13 protein-coding genes are annotated in these 16,293 nt (G+C 55.6%); 7 read left to right on the forward strand and 6 right to left on the reverse strand.

Translation table 11 applies throughout. From position 1 onward, the window contains the following. The first annotated feature begins 29 nt into the window (after positions 1-29). The 6 genes from AAHA39_RS02855 (at position 30) to rplY (ending at position 8,627) form a co-directional block, all read left to right on the forward strand. Positions 30-674 (forward strand): ADP-ribosylglycohydrolase, encoded by a 645-nt coding sequence (locus AAHA39_RS02855; RefSeq protein WP_320655025.1) that lies wholly within the window; start codon positions 30-32, stop codon positions 672-674. 709 nt (positions 675-1,383) lie between these two features. Further along, positions 1,384-2,664 carry an HD domain-containing phosphohydrolase gene (locus tag AAHA39_RS02860; RefSeq protein ID WP_320655023.1) on the forward strand — a complete coding sequence of 427 codons (1,281 nt, stop codon included), beginning with the start codon at positions 1,384-1,386 and terminating at the stop codon, positions 2,662-2,664. 98 nt (positions 2,665-2,762) lie between these two features. Further along, positions 2,763-3,182: a CBS domain-containing protein gene (locus AAHA39_RS02865; RefSeq protein WP_043850900.1), complete on the forward strand. Its 420-nt coding sequence runs from the start codon at positions 2,763-2,765 to the stop codon at positions 3,180-3,182. Between the two features lie 215 nt (positions 3,183-3,397). Continuing rightward, positions 3,398-7,297 carry an ATP-dependent RNA helicase HrpA gene (hrpA, locus tag AAHA39_RS02870; protein ID WP_320655020.1) on the forward strand — a complete coding sequence of 1,300 codons (3,900 nt, stop codon included), beginning with the start codon at positions 3,398-3,400 and terminating at the stop codon, positions 7,295-7,297. Between the two features lie 94 nt (positions 7,298-7,391). Continuing rightward, positions 7,392-8,237, forward strand: a complete 846-nt coding sequence (locus AAHA39_RS02875) for a hypothetical protein (protein WP_320655017.1) — start codon at positions 7,392-7,394, stop codon at positions 8,235-8,237. A 102-nt stretch (positions 8,238-8,339) separates the two neighbouring features. After that, entirely contained in the window at positions 8,340-8,627 is a 288-nt protein-coding gene (gene rplY / locus AAHA39_RS02880; protein WP_042030867.1) for a 50S ribosomal protein L25, read from the forward strand. 110 nt (positions 8,628-8,737) lie between these two features. Here the strand turns inward: rplY and AAHA39_RS02885 are convergent, their stop codons facing one another. Beyond that, complete coding sequence (locus AAHA39_RS02885) at positions 8,738-9,133, reverse strand: MerR family transcriptional regulator (RefSeq protein ID WP_033112630.1); 396 nt, start codon at positions 9,131-9,133, stop codon at positions 8,738-8,740. Positions 9,134-9,255: 122 nt separating this feature from the next. Here AAHA39_RS02885 and AAHA39_RS02890 point away from each other — a divergent pair, with 122 nt between their 5' ends. Further along, positions 9,256-10,419: a thiolase family protein gene (locus AAHA39_RS02890; RefSeq protein WP_320655013.1), complete on the forward strand. Its 1,164-nt coding sequence runs from the start codon at positions 9,256-9,258 to the stop codon at positions 10,417-10,419. Here the strand turns inward: AAHA39_RS02890 and AAHA39_RS02895 are convergent. The 5 genes from AAHA39_RS02895 to AAHA39_RS02915 form a co-directional block, all read right to left on the reverse strand. Next, complete coding sequence (locus AAHA39_RS02895) at positions 10,416-11,639, reverse strand: EAL and HDOD domain-containing protein (RefSeq protein WP_033112632.1); 1,224 nt, start codon at positions 11,637-11,639, stop codon at positions 10,416-10,418. The two genes, AAHA39_RS02890 and AAHA39_RS02895, sit on opposite strands and share 4 nt — an antisense overlap. A 116-nt stretch (positions 11,640-11,755) precedes the next feature. Continuing rightward, a complete protein-coding gene (locus AAHA39_RS02900; RefSeq protein ID WP_320655010.1) occupies positions 11,756-13,012 on the reverse strand; it encodes an OmpP1/FadL family transporter in 1,257 nt (418 codons plus the stop codon). A 252-nt stretch (positions 13,013-13,264) separates the two neighbouring features. Continuing rightward, entirely contained in the window at positions 13,265-14,542 is a 1,278-nt protein-coding gene (locus tag AAHA39_RS02905) for an outer membrane protein transport protein (protein WP_320655008.1), read from the reverse strand. 389 nt (positions 14,543-14,931) lie between these two features. Then, positions 14,932-15,690, reverse strand: a complete 759-nt coding sequence (locus AAHA39_RS02910; protein WP_320655006.1) for a DUF3379 domain-containing protein — start codon at positions 15,688-15,690, stop codon at positions 14,932-14,934. Then, positions 15,683-16,276: a sigma-70 family RNA polymerase sigma factor gene (locus tag AAHA39_RS02915; RefSeq protein ID WP_320655004.1), complete on the reverse strand. Its 594-nt coding sequence runs from the start codon at positions 16,274-16,276 to the stop codon at positions 15,683-15,685. Before AAHA39_RS02915 ends, AAHA39_RS02910 begins: the two co-directional genes overlap by 8 nt. Between the last annotated feature and the right edge of the window lie 17 nt (positions 16,277-16,293).

Genomic DNA, 16,293 nt, shown 5'->3' on the forward strand with positions numbered 1-16,293 from the left:
GCTTCATTATCAATCATCACTGGAGTGTCATGACATTGACGCCGGGATCGGATCAGCTGGCCATGCCACTGATCAGGGGGATCTATTGCCTGCTGTCAGCCGAGCGAGCTAGGGAGCTGACCGCTCTGCTTGCCAAAGGCGCGTGTCACCAAGAGGGTGAGACTTCACCGCTGGCGGTGGTGACGACATTGGCTATCCATGTCGAGCAACATCGGCTGGATCGCACGTTACAGCCCATCTACTGGGGACGTGAGCAACTGATGGCGGGTGCTGCCGATTTGCTGGGGGAGGTTGCCAGCTTTGAAGATCAGGATGCGTTTCGTCTGTTGGCACTACTGCTCGACAAATTGCTACGGGGAGGGCGTGGCAGCCGTCAGGCCAAGCTGGATGGACTCACACCAAGCGTGATGGAGCAGCGGGCGCTGGCGGCCACATCCTCGAATACTGGTTCGGTGGTGCGTGGTAGCTGGCGGCGCAAGTCACGCAATCAGCTGGGCCATGCCAGCTGGCTGGATGTAGTGGAGGCAGCCCTCTGGTGCTTCTGGCATGGTGACGATTTGGCAAGCGGCGAAGTGCTACTCGGTGTGCTGCTGGGCAGGGATGAGCGAGTGCGGCTTGTTTACGGTCTGCTGGTGGGGGCTTTCTACATGGGGGAGCCTTTCAGGCTCGAGTGAGGTTGTTTGAATTCTTCAGCAAGTGATTTAAATATAACAGGAAAATGAACTTCTGCAGTTTATGCTCACGAACTTCTGCATGTGGTGTTTCAAATATGAAACAGCTGGACGGGTCTGGCTTGGTTCTATTACGGAAAAAACGTACGGCAAAAACGGATGAAATCCTGTCGGTTAAGTTGCTCAGTCGAAGAGTGTTACTATCTGTAGCAATGCCCCTCAAATTTCACCACGTCCCAGTTGTGTACCACTCTCATCAGCGTTAGAGCCATAAACCTTTATAAATCAGGTCATTAAAAAAGACATATTGCAAAACGTGGAAATAGAAGGTCGGCTCGCTGCCGGCGTGTGCTGTTTTGCTCATGTTGCTCGAGATGAGGTATCCGATGACGGCGGCTAGCGCCTGGGTGGATGGTGCCAAGCACCACAATGGCCAGCATGGTAAACCATAGCGCAGGTAGAACGAAGGGTTGGGCCCTCATTCGTCGCTTTATTAGACAAGGGGACCCTTTGTGTACCAGTAACAACGCGCTGATTTGCAAATGTTCCGGCGGGTAGGAGGCTGCATGGGTACTTTTCACGGTAATCCTCTGCCACATCATACTTTTTGTCTGTCCACCAAGGCCAAGAGGAGGGCTGTTGACTAAATTATTTATATGAGCAGAGTAAAACGGCTCCTCTGATAACAACATGGCGGCATGGGATAGTGATCATGGACAGAACGCTGACAGGGAAGAACTCGTTCTCATTGCAGGTCGACATCAGACAGGTGGTATATGCCTTGTCTGCGTCGCTGGATCTGGTGGGTATTGGCGATGTTGCCCATGGTAAACGAGTCGGGATCATGGCAGCCGAGTGCAGTCGGGTACTGGGGATGGACGATGTGGAGCGCCGACTGCTCTTCGAGTTGGGCGTCCTGCATGACATCGGCGTCTCCTCGACAGTCATCCATCACCACCTGGTCAGCGAGTTTGACTGGGAGTCGTCACAGCTTCACTGTGAAGTGGGGTATCAGCTATTAAAGGATTTCCGGCTGCTCGCACCTCTGGCGCTTCCCATCCGTTATCACCACACTCACTGGAAGTTGCTGCGCAATTTACCCGACGTGGACAAGAAAGTTGCCCGTCAGGCCAATCTCATCTTTCTGGTAGACCGTTGTGACGCGCTGGCGGCCCCTCACTATAGCGACGGGTCGCTCTTGATGCATACCAACGAGATCCGCGAACGGCTGCAGGGTTATAGCGGTGAATTTTTTGACCCCGATCTGGTGGCGGCATTCCTGCAAGCTTCTCGCTCGGAGGCTTTCTGGCTGCAGCTGGAAGCTCGTTCCATCAATGACTACATGCTTGAGATGCTGCAAGAGCGCGAGCCTTGCACGACGACCAATGGCGAGCTGAAAGCATTGGCGCTGATTTTTTCGGGCATTGTCGATGCAAAAAGTGCGTTTACCATGGCTCACTCCTTCGGTGTCGCCCGTCTCTCGCGTCTACTGGCCGAGCGTATGGGGGTCAGTGCCACCCATTGTGACATGCTGGAAATTGCCGGATTGCTGCACGATCTCGGCAAGCTGCGAGTACCGGATGAAATTCTGGATAAGCCTGGGCGATTAACCTCTGAGGAGCGGGCCATCATCAATACCCACAGTTTCGAGACCTATCAGATCTTGCGCCATATCGAGGGGTTTGAAGAGATCGCGTGCTGGGCCTCCTATCATCATGAAGAACCGGACGGAGAGGGATACCCGTTTCATTTGCCGGCTTCGGCGATGGCACTGGAGGCGAGGATCTTGCGGGTGGCCGATATTTTTCAGGCCATGGTGCAGGACAGGCCGTATCGGCAGGGGCTCTCTGCTGGCGAGGCGCTCTCCTTTATGAAGCAGTTGGTACGAGAGGATCGGGTGGATGGCGACGTTGTTGCCGTGCTGGCTGAGAATTTGCCACAGATGGTACAGGCCGCCATTCCAACGGTAGAGGAGGTGCATGCGTACTGCTGACCTGCTCTGGCTTCCAGCTATGCTTGGAATAAGCCGTGCATGGTGCTGATATCCACGTGCAATACGCAGGCTTGACTGACCACCATAGGGGAGCAGATATGGAATCGCTAAAAGCCAGGGATTATATGCAGAGCAGACCCATCACCTTTAAAGCGGACATGATGGTACAAGCGGCAGTCGAGAAATTTTTGAATAGCCACCAACTGGGGGGCCCGGTGACCGATGAAAAAGGACATCTGATCGGCTGGATCTCCGAGCAGGATTGCATCGCGGTAATGCTCAAGGAGGCGTATCACTGTGAACAGGTGGCACAGGTGCGGGACGTGATGCGCAAAGAGGTGCTGACGGTGGGGCCAGATACCAGCATTCTGACTCTGGCTGAGATGATGATGGGACAGAAGCCCAAGATCTATCCGGTGGTGGAGGAGGGCCGGCTGCTCGGGGTGATCAATCGCCACAATGTGATGCAGGCGATCCACGCTCAGCTCACTACCTGTTTTGTCCATAGCCACGGTTGAGTGTTGCGTCTCTATGTTGGAGCAGGCCAATGGCCTGCTTCGTTATTTTGGGAGACAGAAAGTTCGCCGACCTGATGTTTTCAATGAAGTAAAGGGATCTACTCGTATGCCCCGAGCTTCACGTTAAGGCTTGCACCTCTCCTTCTCGCTCTTTAGGATCAGCCCCAGCTATCGATATGGCCCCTTGTTGGGCACTCTTTTAAGGAATTCGTACCTTGTCTCTCTCTATCGAGGCGCTGCGCCGCCGTCTCCCTGCCTGCATGAACCTTGACGCCCGCCGTCTCTCCAGCCGTCTGCACGGGGTCAAAAAGTTGCCTGAAGGCAAACAGGCTGCCGTGCTCGAGACCATCGCCGCCGATCTGGATGCGGCACAGGCGCGTTACCAGTCCCGTCTTGCGGGCGTACCCAAGGTCACCTATCCAGATAACCTGCCGGTCAGCCAGAAGCAGGCGGAGATCGCCAAGGCCATTGAAGAGCACCAAGTGGTGATCATCGCCGGGGAAACCGGTTCGGGCAAAACCACCCAGATCCCCAAGATCTGTCTGGCGCTCGGGCGCGGGGTGAAGGGCTTTATCGGCCACACCCAGCCACGCCGTCTGGCGGCCCGTACCGTGGCGGCCCGTATTGCCGAGGAGATGGAGTCCGAACTCGGCCACTACGTGGGTTACAAGGTGCGCTTTACCGATCAGGTGAGCGAGCAGACCCACATCAAATTGATGACCGACGGTATCCTGCTGGCGGAGATCCAGAACGACCGGATGCTCACCCAGTATGACACCATCATCATCGATGAGGCCCACGAGCGCAGCCTCAATATCGACTTCATTCTGGGCTACTTGAAACAACTGCTGCCCAAGCGCCCCGATCTCAAGGTGATCATCACCTCGGCCACCATAGACCCCCAACGCTTCTCCCGCCATTTCAACAAGGCGCCGGTGATAGAGGTCTCCGGCCGCACCTATCCGGTGGAGGTGCGCTACCGCCCGCTCACCAGTGACAAGAGCGAAGGGCTTGAAGAGCGCGATGAACTGCAGGGGATTTTCGATGCGGTGGAAGAGCTGGCCCGCGAAGGGCTGGGGGACATCCTCATCTTCATGAACGGCGAGCGGGAGATCCGCGATACCGCCGATGCCCTGCGCAAGCTCAACCTGCGCGATACCGAGGTGCTGCCGCTCTACGCCCGCCTTTCCAACGCCGAGCAGAACAAGGTGTTCCAGCAACATGCCGGACGGCGCATCGTGCTCGCTACCAACGTGGCGGAGACCTCGCTGACGGTGCCGGGCATCCGTTACGTCATCGATCCGGGCACCGCCCGTATCAGCCGCTATTCCTGGCGCACCAAGGTGCAGCGCCTGCCCATCGAGCCGGTTTCCCAAGCCAGCGCCAACCAGCGTAAAGGGCGTTGCGGTCGGGTGGCGGATGGTATCTGTGTCCGCCTCTACTCGGAGGAGGATTTCAATAGCCGTCCCGCCTTTACCGACCCCGAGATCCTGCGTACCAATCTGGCCTCCGTCATCCTGCAGATGCTGGCGCTCGGCCTTGGCAACATGGAGGCCTTCCCGTTCGTCGAGCCGCCTGAGTCGCGCCATATCAAGGATGGCCTGACCCTCTTGAAAGAGCTGGAAGCGGTGAGGGAGTTGCCCGCCACCGGCGATCGCGAAGCCAAGCTGCAGCTGACCGAGACCGGACGCCAGCTCTCGCGCATCCCCCTTGATCCGCGTCTGGCCAAGATGGTGATCAGCGCCGCGCAGACTGGCTGCCTGAGCGAGGTGATGGTGATCACCGCAGCCCTCAGCATTCAGGATCCCCGCGAGCGGCCCATGGAGAAGAAGCCGGCAGCCGATGAGCAGCACAGACGCTTTGAGGACAAGGATTCCGACTTCCTCGCCTTCGTCAATCTGTGGAACTACCTGAAAGAGCAGCAAGATCTCCTTGGCAGCAACCCGTTCCGCCGCATGTGCCAGAAGGAGTTTCTCTCCTACCTGCGGGTGCGCGAGTGGCAGGACATTCACTTCCAGCTGCGCCAGACGGTGAAAGAGCTGGGTTTTAAAGCCAACCAGGAACCGGCGGATTTCAAGACGGTGCACTGCGCCCTGCTGACCGGCCTCTTGAGCCATATCGGCAACAAGGATTTGGAGAAGCCCGAGTTCCTTGGCGCCCGCAATGGCCGCTTCCACCTGTTCCCGGCCTCGGGTCTATTCAAGAAGCCGCCCAAGTGGGTGATGGCCGCCGAGCTGGTGGAGACCTCGCGCCTCTACGCTCGCATCAACGCCAAGATTGAACCGGAGTGGGTGGAACCGTTGGCAGGCCACCTCATCAAGCTGCACCACAGCGACCCCCACTGGTCGAAGAAAAACGGCGCCGTGATGGCCAAGGAGAAGGTGACCCTCTATGGCCTGACTCTGGTCAATGAGCGCACCATCAACTTCAGCCGTATCGATCCGGCGTTGTGCCGCGAGCTGTTTATCCGCCGCGCCTTGGTGGAAGGGGACTTCGAGACCCGTCACCGCTTCTTCAGCGACAATCGCAAGCTCCTGGCCGAGGTAGAGGCGCTGGAGCACAAATCCCGTCGTCGCGACATTCTGGTGGATGACGAGGATCTGTTCCGCTTCTACGATGCTCGTTTGCCGGAGGATGTGATATCAAGCCGTCACTTCGACAAGTGGTGGAAAGAGGCGCAAAAGCGGGATCCCGAGCTGCTCAACTTCGAAAAAGAGATGCTGATGAAGGGGGATGCGGCCCACATCAGCGATCTCGACTACCCCAACTTCTGGCTGCAAGGGCGCCTCAAGCTCAAGCTGACCTATCAGTTCGAGCCGGGGGAGGCCGCCGATGGTGTGACCCTGCATATTCCGCTGCCGCTCCTGAATCAGGTGGAGGTGAAGGGGTTCGAGTGGTTGATCCCGGGGTTGCGTCATGAACTCTTGGTTGCCCTCATCAAGTCGATGCCAAAGCCGATGCGCAAGAACTTTGTGCCGGCGCCGAACTATGCCGATGCACTGCTAGCCAGCATCAACCCCGAACAGGGGCCGCTACTGGACGAGATGGAGCGTCAGCTGCGCCGTATGACCGGAGTGACCGTGCCCCGTGAATCCTGGGACTGGAATGCGGTACCCGATCACCTGAAACTCACCTTCCGGGTGGTGGACGACAAGCACAAGAAGGTAGCGGAAGGCAAAGATCTGGAGGCATTGAAAGAGTCGCTGCGCGGCAAGGTGCAGGAGACCCTGTCACAAGTGGCGGACGATGATATCGAGCAGTCCGGTCTCACCCTGTGGAGCTTTGGCGAGCTGCCCCAGGAGTACAGTCAGAAGCGGGGCGGGTTCGAGGTGAAGGCCTATCCGGCCCTGGTGGATCAGAAGGATTCGGTCGCCATCCAGCTGGTGGAGAGCCCGGTGGTGCAGCAGCAGCTGATGTGGGCCGGTCAGCGTCGGCTGGTACTGCTCAACGTACCATCACCCATCAAGTATCTGCAGGAGAAGCTGCCCAACAAGGCCAAGCTGGGGCTCTATTTCAATCCGTTTGGCAAGGTGGCCGAGCTTATCGATGACTGCATTGCCTGCGGCTGTGACAAGCTCATCGAGCAGCACGGCGGCATGGCCTGGGACGAGGTCGGTTTCGAGGCGCTCAAGGAGTATGTCCGCGCCGAGCTCAACGATGCGGTGGTGGAGGTGGCCAAGCAGGTGGAAGCCGTGCTGACGCTGTCCCATGAGATCAAGAAGCGGCTCAAGGGCAAGATGCAGCTCGACACCGCCTTTGCCATGTCGGACATCCAGCAGCAGTTGGGTAACCTCATTCACAAGGGCTTTGTCACCGAGACCGGCTGGCAGCGGCTGCCTGACTTGCTGCGCTACCTGCGGGCCATCGAGCGTCGCCTCGAGAAGCTCGCTATCGATCCCAACCGGGATCGGGTCTACATGCTCAAGGTGCACAGCGTGGAGTCGGAGTACAAGGTGCTGCTCGCCAAGATCCCCAAATCCCAGCTTATTCCCACCGAGGTGGCCAATATCCGCTGGATGATAGAGGAGCTGCGAGTGTCGTTTTTTGCCCAGAATCTGGGAACCCCCTATCCGGTCTCCGATAAACGGGTGCTGAATGCTATCGCTCAGTGCTAAGCTGCTATCAGTCTGTTTTAACTGCGTGATATAGAGTGTGGGAAGGGGTTGCCAAGGTGGTGGGCCCTTTTAAACGGAAGTCAGGGAGGCAAGGATGCTGGGGATCTGGTTGAGTGTGGCGCAGGTGGTGATCAGCGGTTACCAGCCTATTGCAGAGCAAACCTGGGTGCAGTTGAACCCGGAGTATTACCCCTTGGCGCGCACGCCACCCGCCATGTTTGTGGCATGGCACGGCAACCAGTTTCCGCCGCTGGCCCAGAAACAGAAAAATGGTCGCTGGCAGATCCTCTTTCCTGCCCGTCTGGTGCCCCCTTTTGATCTGTTCGAGGGGGAGGCCGAGCTCTCCAAAGCTTATCTGGCAAGGTTGCGGCGCATCGACGAGATGGCTTATGGCGTCGCATCCGTTCAGGCTGTTGCTGCAGTGCAGCAGCAGGGTCTCTCTCCGTTGGATGAAAATGGGCCGCTTGCCCCCTTTATTGCCGAGTTCAGTGCCGCGCATACCATACCGGTTCAGCTGGCGGTAACGCCTCGCTACGAGGCGGAGCCGTTGCTGGCGATGTTGGGGAGCGTTGCGCGTGAATCGGTAAACAATGCTGATATCCTGCTGGCTGCTGCCACCTCCACCGATAGCGCCACCCTTACGCTATCAGCCCCGGCGGCAGGAGGTGAGCGTGCAGTGTGTCATCAGGTGGTGGCTGGTGAGACGCTGTGGCGCATAGCGAACCAGCTCTCCAGTGCCATGGGGGCCGATACGTACAGCTATTTGCTGGCGTTAGTGGCTGAAAATCAGGCGCGACTTGGCCATAGCATTCGGGTCAAAACCGGGGATGGTCTCTACTGTCCCCGTGCCGAGACGCTGGCGCAGTTTGATGCGCTGAGCCCGGCCCAGCGGCAGCAGCAATTTGCCCGCCTTGAGCAGGGCGTTAAGGCACGGGATTAGCCTTGTATCCGCTATTGGCCCATGGTAGTATTCGCGCTCGTTTTGCGAGGTGCTGACCGGTCGCAGTTAGCACCATAAATTCATCCAAAAGAGATACATACTATGTCTTTCGTATTCCAAGCTGAAGTCCGTTCTGACCTGGGGAAAGGTGCGAGCCGCCGCCTGCGTCAAGCTGACCAAGTTCCTGCCATCGTTTACGGTGCAGGCAAAGAAGCTCTGTCCGTAGCTGTCGACCACAAGAAAATGATCCTGGCTCAAGAGAAGCCGGAATTTTATGAGTCCGTACTGACTCTGGTCATCAACGGCGAAGAAGTTAACGTAAAAGTGAAAGCTATCCAGCGTCACCCGGTACGTTACAAGCTGGTTCACCTGGACTTCGTTCGCGTCTAATCGCGAGCCGTCAGGTTGAAGAAAAGCCACTCTCAGGAGTGGCTTTTTGCTATGTGGCGTTTGGTTGTTTTCACTGTGTGAAAAGAGGGCATGTTTGCCCTCAGGCCTTATTACCCCAGCTGGTTCAGCGCCTGCTGACAACGCTGTTCGGCGGCATCCAGCTCCAGCAGCACCATCCTGATATCTTCCATCTGTTGCTGCAGCGTTTCACGTTTATCCGTTACCAGTCCCAGCATGGTTTGCAGCTGGGTGCGGCTGCTCTTGTCGGCATCATAGAGATCAAACAATTCGCGGATCTCGGCGAGGCTGAAACCAAGACGTTTGCCACGCAGGGTCAACTTGAGGCGAACCCGATCCTGCTTGCTGTAGATGCGGGTCTGGCCCTCTCGCGCGGGATTGAGCAATCCCTGATCCTCATAAAAGCGGATACTGCGCGTCGTAATATCAAATTCCCGAGCCAGCTCACTGATGCTGTAGCGCCGGGCTTCATCCCTGTTTTTGTTCATACAGACTTCTTGGCGAACTAAATCCTGCTGGCACCTTACCTAAACGTAAACTGCACTGCAACTCTTGTTCCCGTGACGCAGAAAACCTATGTTATGGCCATGTAACAAAAAGAGGCTGGCAAATGGATATTGCGATTGTGGCGGCAAAGAGGACCCCGATGGGGGCATTTCAGGGAGCATTGGCAGAGGTGACGGCGCCTGAGTTGGGGGCGTGTGCCATCGAGGCTGCGTTGCTGCAAAGTGGTCTGCATCCGGAGCAGGTCGACGAAGTCTTTATGGGCAACGTGTTGTCGGCCGGGGTGGGGCAGGCTCCCGCCAGGCAGGCGATGTTGAAAGCGGGATTACCACCATCGATACCCGCAACCACAGTCAACAAGGTGTGTGGTTCCGGTATGAAGGCGGTGATGCTGGCGGCAGATTCTATCCGGCTTGGCGACAACCGGGTTGTGGTCGCTGGTGGCATGGAGAACATGAGCCGTGCCCCCTATCTGTTGGATAACGCCCGTAGTGGTTTTCGGATGGGGCATCAGTGGGTGTTGGATCACCTCTTTCTCGACGGATTGCAGGATGCCTATGATGGCCAGCTGATGGGAATCCATGCCCAGCGCAGCGCTGATCTGGCCGGTTTGACCCGCAGTGCCATGGATGAGTTTGCCCTGGCATCGCTCCAGCGTGCCATTGATGCCCAACAGGCTGGCTCGTTTAGTTCGGAACTAGCGCCTTGCCATCGTGAGGGGCGCTTGCTGCTGGCAGAGGATGAGCAACCCGGCCGAGGACGGCCGGAAAAGATACCAACGCTAAAACCTGCGTTTGGTAAAGAGGGGACCATTACTGCAGCCAATGCGAGCTCCATCTCGGATGGTGCGGCGGCGCTGATATTGATGGATAGCGCTACGGCAGTTGCTCGGCAGGTGCCGGTATTGGCAAAGATCGTCGGTTATCAGAGCCATGCAGCCTTGCCAGCCGAGTTTACCTCGGCACCGATTGGCGCAATATCCAAATTGCTGGAGCGGCTCGACTGGTTAGTGGAGGAGGTTGATCTCTTCGAGATCAACGAGGCATTTGCCATGGTGACCATGTTGGCCATGGCGGGATGTGGTATCCCTCATTACAAGGTCAATGTACATGGTGGGGCCTGTGCACTGGGGCATCCGCTCGGCGCGAGTGGCGCCCGTATTCTGGTCACCCTGATCTCGGCCCTGCGTCAGCGGGGAGGGAAAAGAGGGATTGCCTCTCTGTGTATCGGAGGGGGAGAGGCGACAGCGATTGCGGTGGAGCTCGATTAGTCGGTTGCTTCCATCGCCTGCAGCTGCTCGTTGACCCAGGTGGTTGCAGCCAGATAGAGGTGGCTGACCTTCTCCTCGCTCAAGCCCAGTTTGGCGGTTCTGGCTGTGACCCGTGACCAGTTGGCATTTTCGTAGTCTTCGCAAAACGCGAGGTAGAAGCCGAGATTGCCCTTGCGCTCAAGCAGTGCCAGCCGGATTGCATCGATCAGTGGAATGGTGCCGAGCAGTTTGTCCATCGGCTGCTCCATCAACACATCCAGCAGGGAAAAGAGGCCGGTGATAAAGGCCTGTGGCGCCTGTTGGGTCGGGGCATGAGCATGGGCCAGCAGCTCACAGAAGCGGGCTCTGATCAGCGACATCTGATAGAGCTCAGCACTCTTTCCCTTGCCTGCACTGGTGGCAGCCACCAGCGAGACAAAACGCTTTAGCTGGGTGTTGCCAAGGTAGATGGCGGCCTGGCGAAATGAAGAGATGGGATTGGTGTGTCCCTTGAGATGGTTGACGTAGCGCAGTAGCTTGAGGGAAAGGGAGATATCCTGGCTTAGCAGCTGTTCGATCCGGTTGATGTCAGGTTCGGACTGATTGACTACGTTGAGCAGTTGCATCACGACGACTTGGGCTGGCTCCATGGTCGCTTGCTTGACCATTTCGGGGCGACTGAAGAAAAAGCCCTGAAAGAGCTGGATCCCCAGCTGCTTGACCCGTTCGAATTCCGCCTTGTCCTCTACCTTCTCGGCCAGATAGGTGAGATTCATGCTTTGGTGGCGCTGGATGAACACCTTGATCTGCAATAGCGGTGTTGCCCGCAGATCGAACTTGATGATCTTGATAAAGGGGAGGAAACGCTCCCAGTCTGGCGACATGGTGAAGTCATCGAGCGCCAGCGTATAGCCCAGTTTATGGAGTTGTTTGACCTTCTCCAGCAACGCATCGTCCGGTGCTGCATCCTCCAGAATTTCAATCACCACTTTCTCAGGTGGCAGGCACTCTGCCAAGCCATCCAGCAACAGGGAGTGGGGGAAATTGATGAAGCAGGGGCGGCCGCCCAGAAGCTGATCGATGTTTTGTTGCAGGAACTGTTCAACGACAAGACTCGACGTTGCTTGCCGTGAGGAGATGCTTGGGAAGACATTATTCAGGCTATCGCGAAAGAGCAGCTCATAGGCGTAGGTATTAAGGTCTCTGTCGAGAATGGGCTGTCTTGCAACGTAGGAATACATGCCTGGCTCCGATATGGGTACTGGCTTGATTTTATGGTGTTGCAGAACACTATGCCAGTCCTGACCCTATTGAGTAAGGCAATAATTGGCATAGTGTTTTTCTGTCAGAGCCGAATTTAGAAGAGATAGCTCATTTGTAAGCCAGCCAGCCAGGCATCCCCTTCAGAAGTGCCCTGGAAGGTTGACGTCGTTAGCGGGTTACCCGGTTGCAGTTCCATCTTCTCGGTGACATCGACCTTTTTACCGTCGATCAGGGTCAGCCCCAGATCCACAGTCAGGTTGGGGGTGAACTGATAACCCATGCCAAGGCTGTACCAGAGACGATCGGCATCCGGTATCGAGATGGTACGGCGATCTGCAGGTACCGGGCTTGCGTCATAGGCAACCCCGGAGCGCAGTTGCCATTGGGGGGTCAGCTGATAGGTCATGCCAATGGCATAGCGCCAGCTATCTTCCCAGTGCTCATCCTTAATGTGCATGCTCTGCAAGTGGTTGAGATCAGCTTCCAACTGAACGAATTTGCTCCAGTTGGTCCAGTTCAGGCTGCCATGAAGAGCCAGCTTGTCTGTCAGCTGATGAAATGCCGCCAATTCGGCCGTTGCGGGCAACGGCAGATCCAGACTGCCGGTATCTCTGATCTCGGTAACGGAGCCATCTGCATTGGGTCGGCCCACGATAGCATCACCCGAGAGGGTCAAAGTGACATCATGACGGTAGGATAGGCCAATCCGGGTTTGCTCCGACAACTCCAGTAAAGTGCCTACATTCCAGCCCCATGCCCAGCCATCCCCTTGCAGATGTTTTGCTATCAGGTTGCGAGAAGGGAAGGTGCCACCGACTTCGCCCTCGCCCTGAATAGCAGAGATCCCGGCACCAATTGACCACATCTCATTGATGCGATAGGCAAGGGATGTACCCAGATCCATGGTCTTGATATCGGAGACATTGCCAAAGTGACCGGCGCTGTAGTTATCCGGCATCTTGACGCCGAGACCGTAATAAGAAGTGGCCGAGAATCCAAGACGCCACTGCTCATTGAGTGGAATGATGAGATTGACGTTGGGAACCCAGGCATCGGCCGCGATATCTCGTGCAGTCGCATCGGCATGGGTCAGCAACCCCGTCGTTTTGCCTTCTATATTGACATCAGGGTTGACGTAAATTGCACCGCCCGAAAATGCCATCTTGTTGAAGCGAGTCATGGCTGCCACGTTGCGAGATAGAACGCTGGCATTGTCCACGATAGCTGCTTCTCCGGCAAAGGCTCTGCCAAGCCCGGTTGCTGATTGTTCAGCAAGCTGGAAACCGGCTGCATGGGCATGACTTGCAATCACCAGCAGGGAAAGGGCGGATAGTTTGAGAGTGGAATGCATGAATTATCCTTGCGTGAATACCGAATGTTCAGTCGGCCATATCATTGAAGGCGGGATTTTATATGGTACGACCAGCAAGGCAACGGTGATGGAGTACATCAGGGAAAAACGGGATTAAATGCTGATGAAACTAGCTCTAATAGATTGATTAAAAAAGAAAAATGAACAGGTGTGTGCTACATGTGTGCGCTGAAAGCGGGATCTTGCATAAAAAAAGAGCGCCTTGCGGCGCTCTTTTTAATTGTTCAGCAATCAGAACTTCATGTTGAACTGGGCAGATGCCAGGAAGGCGTTGCCGTGGGAAGTACCTTGCCAGCGAATAGGGTCCGAGTGGCTGGTCAGACCTTCGTTGACATCAACTTCTTTACCATCCAGGTAAGCCATACCGAAGTCAACGCTCATATCGGTATTGATATGGTAAGTTGCACCTGCGCTGTACCAGATACGGTCAGAGTCGGGGATACTCAGACTACGGTACTCAGCTTCGATGGGAGTGTTGTCGTAGGCAAAGCCCAGACGTGCTTCCCAAGCCGGGTTGATATACCAGGTACCGCCGATAGAGTAACGGGTGGAATCTTTAAATTTCTCGTCTTTCTGCAGCAGGGTCGCACCGGAACTTGAAGTCGCTTTCAGCTCTTGGAAGGCGCTCCAGTCAGTCCAGTTAACTGAATAGTGAACAGCAAATTGCTGATTCAGTCGATGGTAACCGGCGAACTCGGCTTGAGCAGGCAGATCCAGTTTTAGGTTGCCATCGACAGTATTATATTTAGAGCTCAAACCTTTATAGTCACCATCGAAGCTCATATTTACCTGAGAACGGTAGGTCAGAGCAAAGCGGTTGTTCTCGTTGACTTCATAGAGAGTACCGACGTTCCAGCCAAAACCCCAAGTGTCACCTTTCATGTGTGAGAGCGCAGTATCAGTACTGTGAGGAATGCCAGTTTTCGCTTGCAAAACTGGAGCAAGCATGCCGGCATAGCGGTTCAGCTCAGCTTCGCCATATACAGCATTGATACCGGCGCCAACACTGAAGTGCTCATTGATGCGGTAGGCAATGTTCGGGTTGATATTGAAGGTCACCAGCTCGGTGTCACCAGCAGCTGCACCAGCCGGGAAGTTCTTCGGATATTCGGTGGAGAGACCGTAGTTGGAGAAGAGACCGATACCCCAAGCCAGCTTGTCGTTGATCGGTTGGATAAAGTAGGTGGCAGGCACAAATGCGGAAGGTGCGATACCAGATTCACTAGAGGAAACCTTACCCAAAGGGGTTGATACACTTCCATTAACATCCACGTCCGGCTTGATATAGGTGCCGGAGACGGAGAAGGTCATTTTGTCGAAGGTGGTCATGGCTGCCGGGTTGCGGGCCAGAACGGAGGCGTTGTCGGCAATGGCTGCTTCACCAGCATAGGCACGACCCAGACCGGAGGCTGAGTGCTCGTTCAACTGGAATGCCGCTGCATGGACTTGACCGGTGGCCAGCGCAATGGTGGCGGCAATCAGGCTCTTCTTAAACATAGTTGTCGTCATGGTGGTCTCTCTTGTAGGCAGATTTTTTTGTCGATATTGGCGGCATGTTCAATGCAAACCTCGACAAAATCCGTTTTTATTTCAGCTTCTTCCGAATCAATTCTGGCGTGATTCTATGTATCTGGTAGGAGGTAAGAAATCAGACCAGTGACAGCAGAATACATAAAAGTGATCGATCTGTTAATCATTTGTTTTAACCGGGTGTTTAATTCATCAGTTACGGGGTAAAACAGGGCGTTTTTTAGGCGAAACGGTTGATCCGGCTCACAAAAATAATTTTGCTGTTTTTCGCAATTTTGCGACAAAAAGCAGGTAATGGGTCGGGAAAGAGAGGGGAAACAGGCAGCTGGCTGGTGTCGCTGCCTGTTTTTATCGATAGATTCTGTTCGTTAAATGTTCCAGTGAAGTCGTGATTGCAGGGCCGTAGCGACGGGGGCAAGCGGCTCCTTCATCTGGCCAATCAGTACCATATTTCCTCCTTGAAACTGGACTATTTCCCCTTTGAGGGTGCCATCTGCAAAACTGGGCTGCAGAGAGAGAGGAACATGCTTGGGAACCAGAAAGAGGGTAACGGGTCCCATCTTGCCCTGGATCACCATGTGCAGTGCCGGCCCCTGATAGAAGGCGCAGTGGTTGACATAGGTCACCTTGAGACCATCCATACCGCTCAGGGTCGCGCCATATTTCTCCATCTTGGCGTTGATGCTCTGCAAATTGACCCGCTCATCGATACCTTCGATAAACGGCTCCTCACCATAGACATGGGCCATCGCTACCTGAGCGAGGGAGAGTGTTTGATCGGAGCTGGCAGGCCAGCTTATCCAGCGGGTACTCACTCCAAGTAGAAAAGCGACGGATGCAGCCATGGCCACGGCTCGCCAATGGGATTTCGGCGCAGTGCTGCTGGCAACATGCCGTATTTTCTCCTGTTTCTCTTCACTCTGTTGCAGGGCTTGTTTGAGCAGGATCCGCTCTGCCAGCCCTGACGGCGGCTCGATACTCATGGTGCGCGCAATGTCTTGTTCGAGCGCTTTCATCTCATCGAGATAGCGCAGATTGGCTGGATTGGCACGGGCAGCCTCGAGGAAATCGGGTTGCTGATCGCCGGGCTGGATCATGGCGCGACGGCGAAACTCCAGTTCATCCATGTCCATCTCCTCTTGATAATTTCTTCTGCGCCATCGCCTCTTTCAGTTGGTTGCGGGCGCGAAACAGTCTTGTCATGACCGTGTTTTTGTTGAGCCCGAGCAGTTCGGCAATGTCCTCACCGCTAAATCCACCCAGCACCTGCAGCATCAGGGGCTCCCGATACTCTTCGGGCAGGCGGGCAATGTGACGATGCAACCACTCGTTCTCCATCTCCTCTTCGCTGTGCAATACATCGTGCTGAGGTTGGGGATGGTCGTCCAGATCCACCAGATCAAACTGTTTGCGCTCGAAACGGCGGGCATTCTCCCGGCGCAAGATAGTGATCAACCAGCCTTTGGCTGCCTGATCGTCCTGCAGGGCGTCGATACCCTTCCAGGCTCGCAGGAAGGTTTCCTGCACCAGATCTTCCGCGACATGAGGGTCTCTCACCAGCCAGTAGGCGTAGCGATAGATATCCTTGTGCAGCGCATGAACCAGCGCTTCGAATTTGGTTTGTTTGTCAGCCATAGGGTCATAGACCGGCAAAGTGGCCGGATCATTTCCACTTTTATGAGGCTGACCCCGCTTTTTTCTAAAAAAGAGCAATAGGAGTGTCTCCTGTT

This window comes from Aeromonas sp. SE22, from assembly GCF_038739755.1.
Taxonomy (GTDB): Bacteria; Pseudomonadota; Gammaproteobacteria; order Enterobacterales; family Aeromonadaceae; genus Aeromonas; species Aeromonas jandaei.

Excerpts from the sequence above, each read along its gene's own strand:
- AAHA39_RS02855 (WP_320655025.1), top strand. The coding sequence starts at position 30 with ATGACATTGACGCCGGGATCGGATCAGCTGGCCATGCCACTGATCAGG.
- AAHA39_RS02860 (WP_320655023.1), top strand. The coding sequence starts at position 1,384 with ATGGACAGAACGCTGACAGGGAAGAACTCGTTCTCATTGCAGGTCGAC.
- AAHA39_RS02865 (WP_043850900.1), top strand. The coding sequence starts at position 2,763 with ATGGAATCGCTAAAAGCCAGGGATTATATGCAGAGCAGACCCATCACC.
- AAHA39_RS02875 (WP_320655017.1), top strand. The coding sequence starts at position 7,392 with ATGCTGGGGATCTGGTTGAGTGTGGCGCAGGTGGTGATCAGCGGTTAC.
- rplY (WP_042030867.1), top strand. The coding sequence starts at position 8,340 with ATGTCTTTCGTATTCCAAGCTGAAGTCCGTTCTGACCTGGGGAAAGGT.
- AAHA39_RS02885 (WP_033112630.1), bottom strand. The coding sequence starts at position 9,133 with ATGAACAAAAACAGGGATGAAGCCCGGCGCTACAGCATCAGTGAGCTG.
- AAHA39_RS02890 (WP_320655013.1), top strand. The coding sequence starts at position 9,256 with ATGGATATTGCGATTGTGGCGGCAAAGAGGACCCCGATGGGGGCATTT.
- AAHA39_RS02895 (WP_033112632.1), bottom strand. The coding sequence starts at position 11,639 with ATGTATTCCTACGTTGCAAGACAGCCCATTCTCGACAGAGACCTTAAT.
- AAHA39_RS02900 (WP_320655010.1), bottom strand. The coding sequence starts at position 13,012 with ATGCATTCCACTCTCAAACTATCCGCCCTTTCCCTGCTGGTGATTGCA.
- AAHA39_RS02905 (WP_320655008.1), bottom strand. The coding sequence starts at position 14,542 with ATGACGACAACTATGTTTAAGAAGAGCCTGATTGCCGCCACCATTGCG.
- AAHA39_RS02910 (WP_320655006.1), bottom strand. The coding sequence starts at position 15,690 with ATGGATGAACTGGAGTTTCGCCGTCGCGCCATGATCCAGCCCGGCGAT.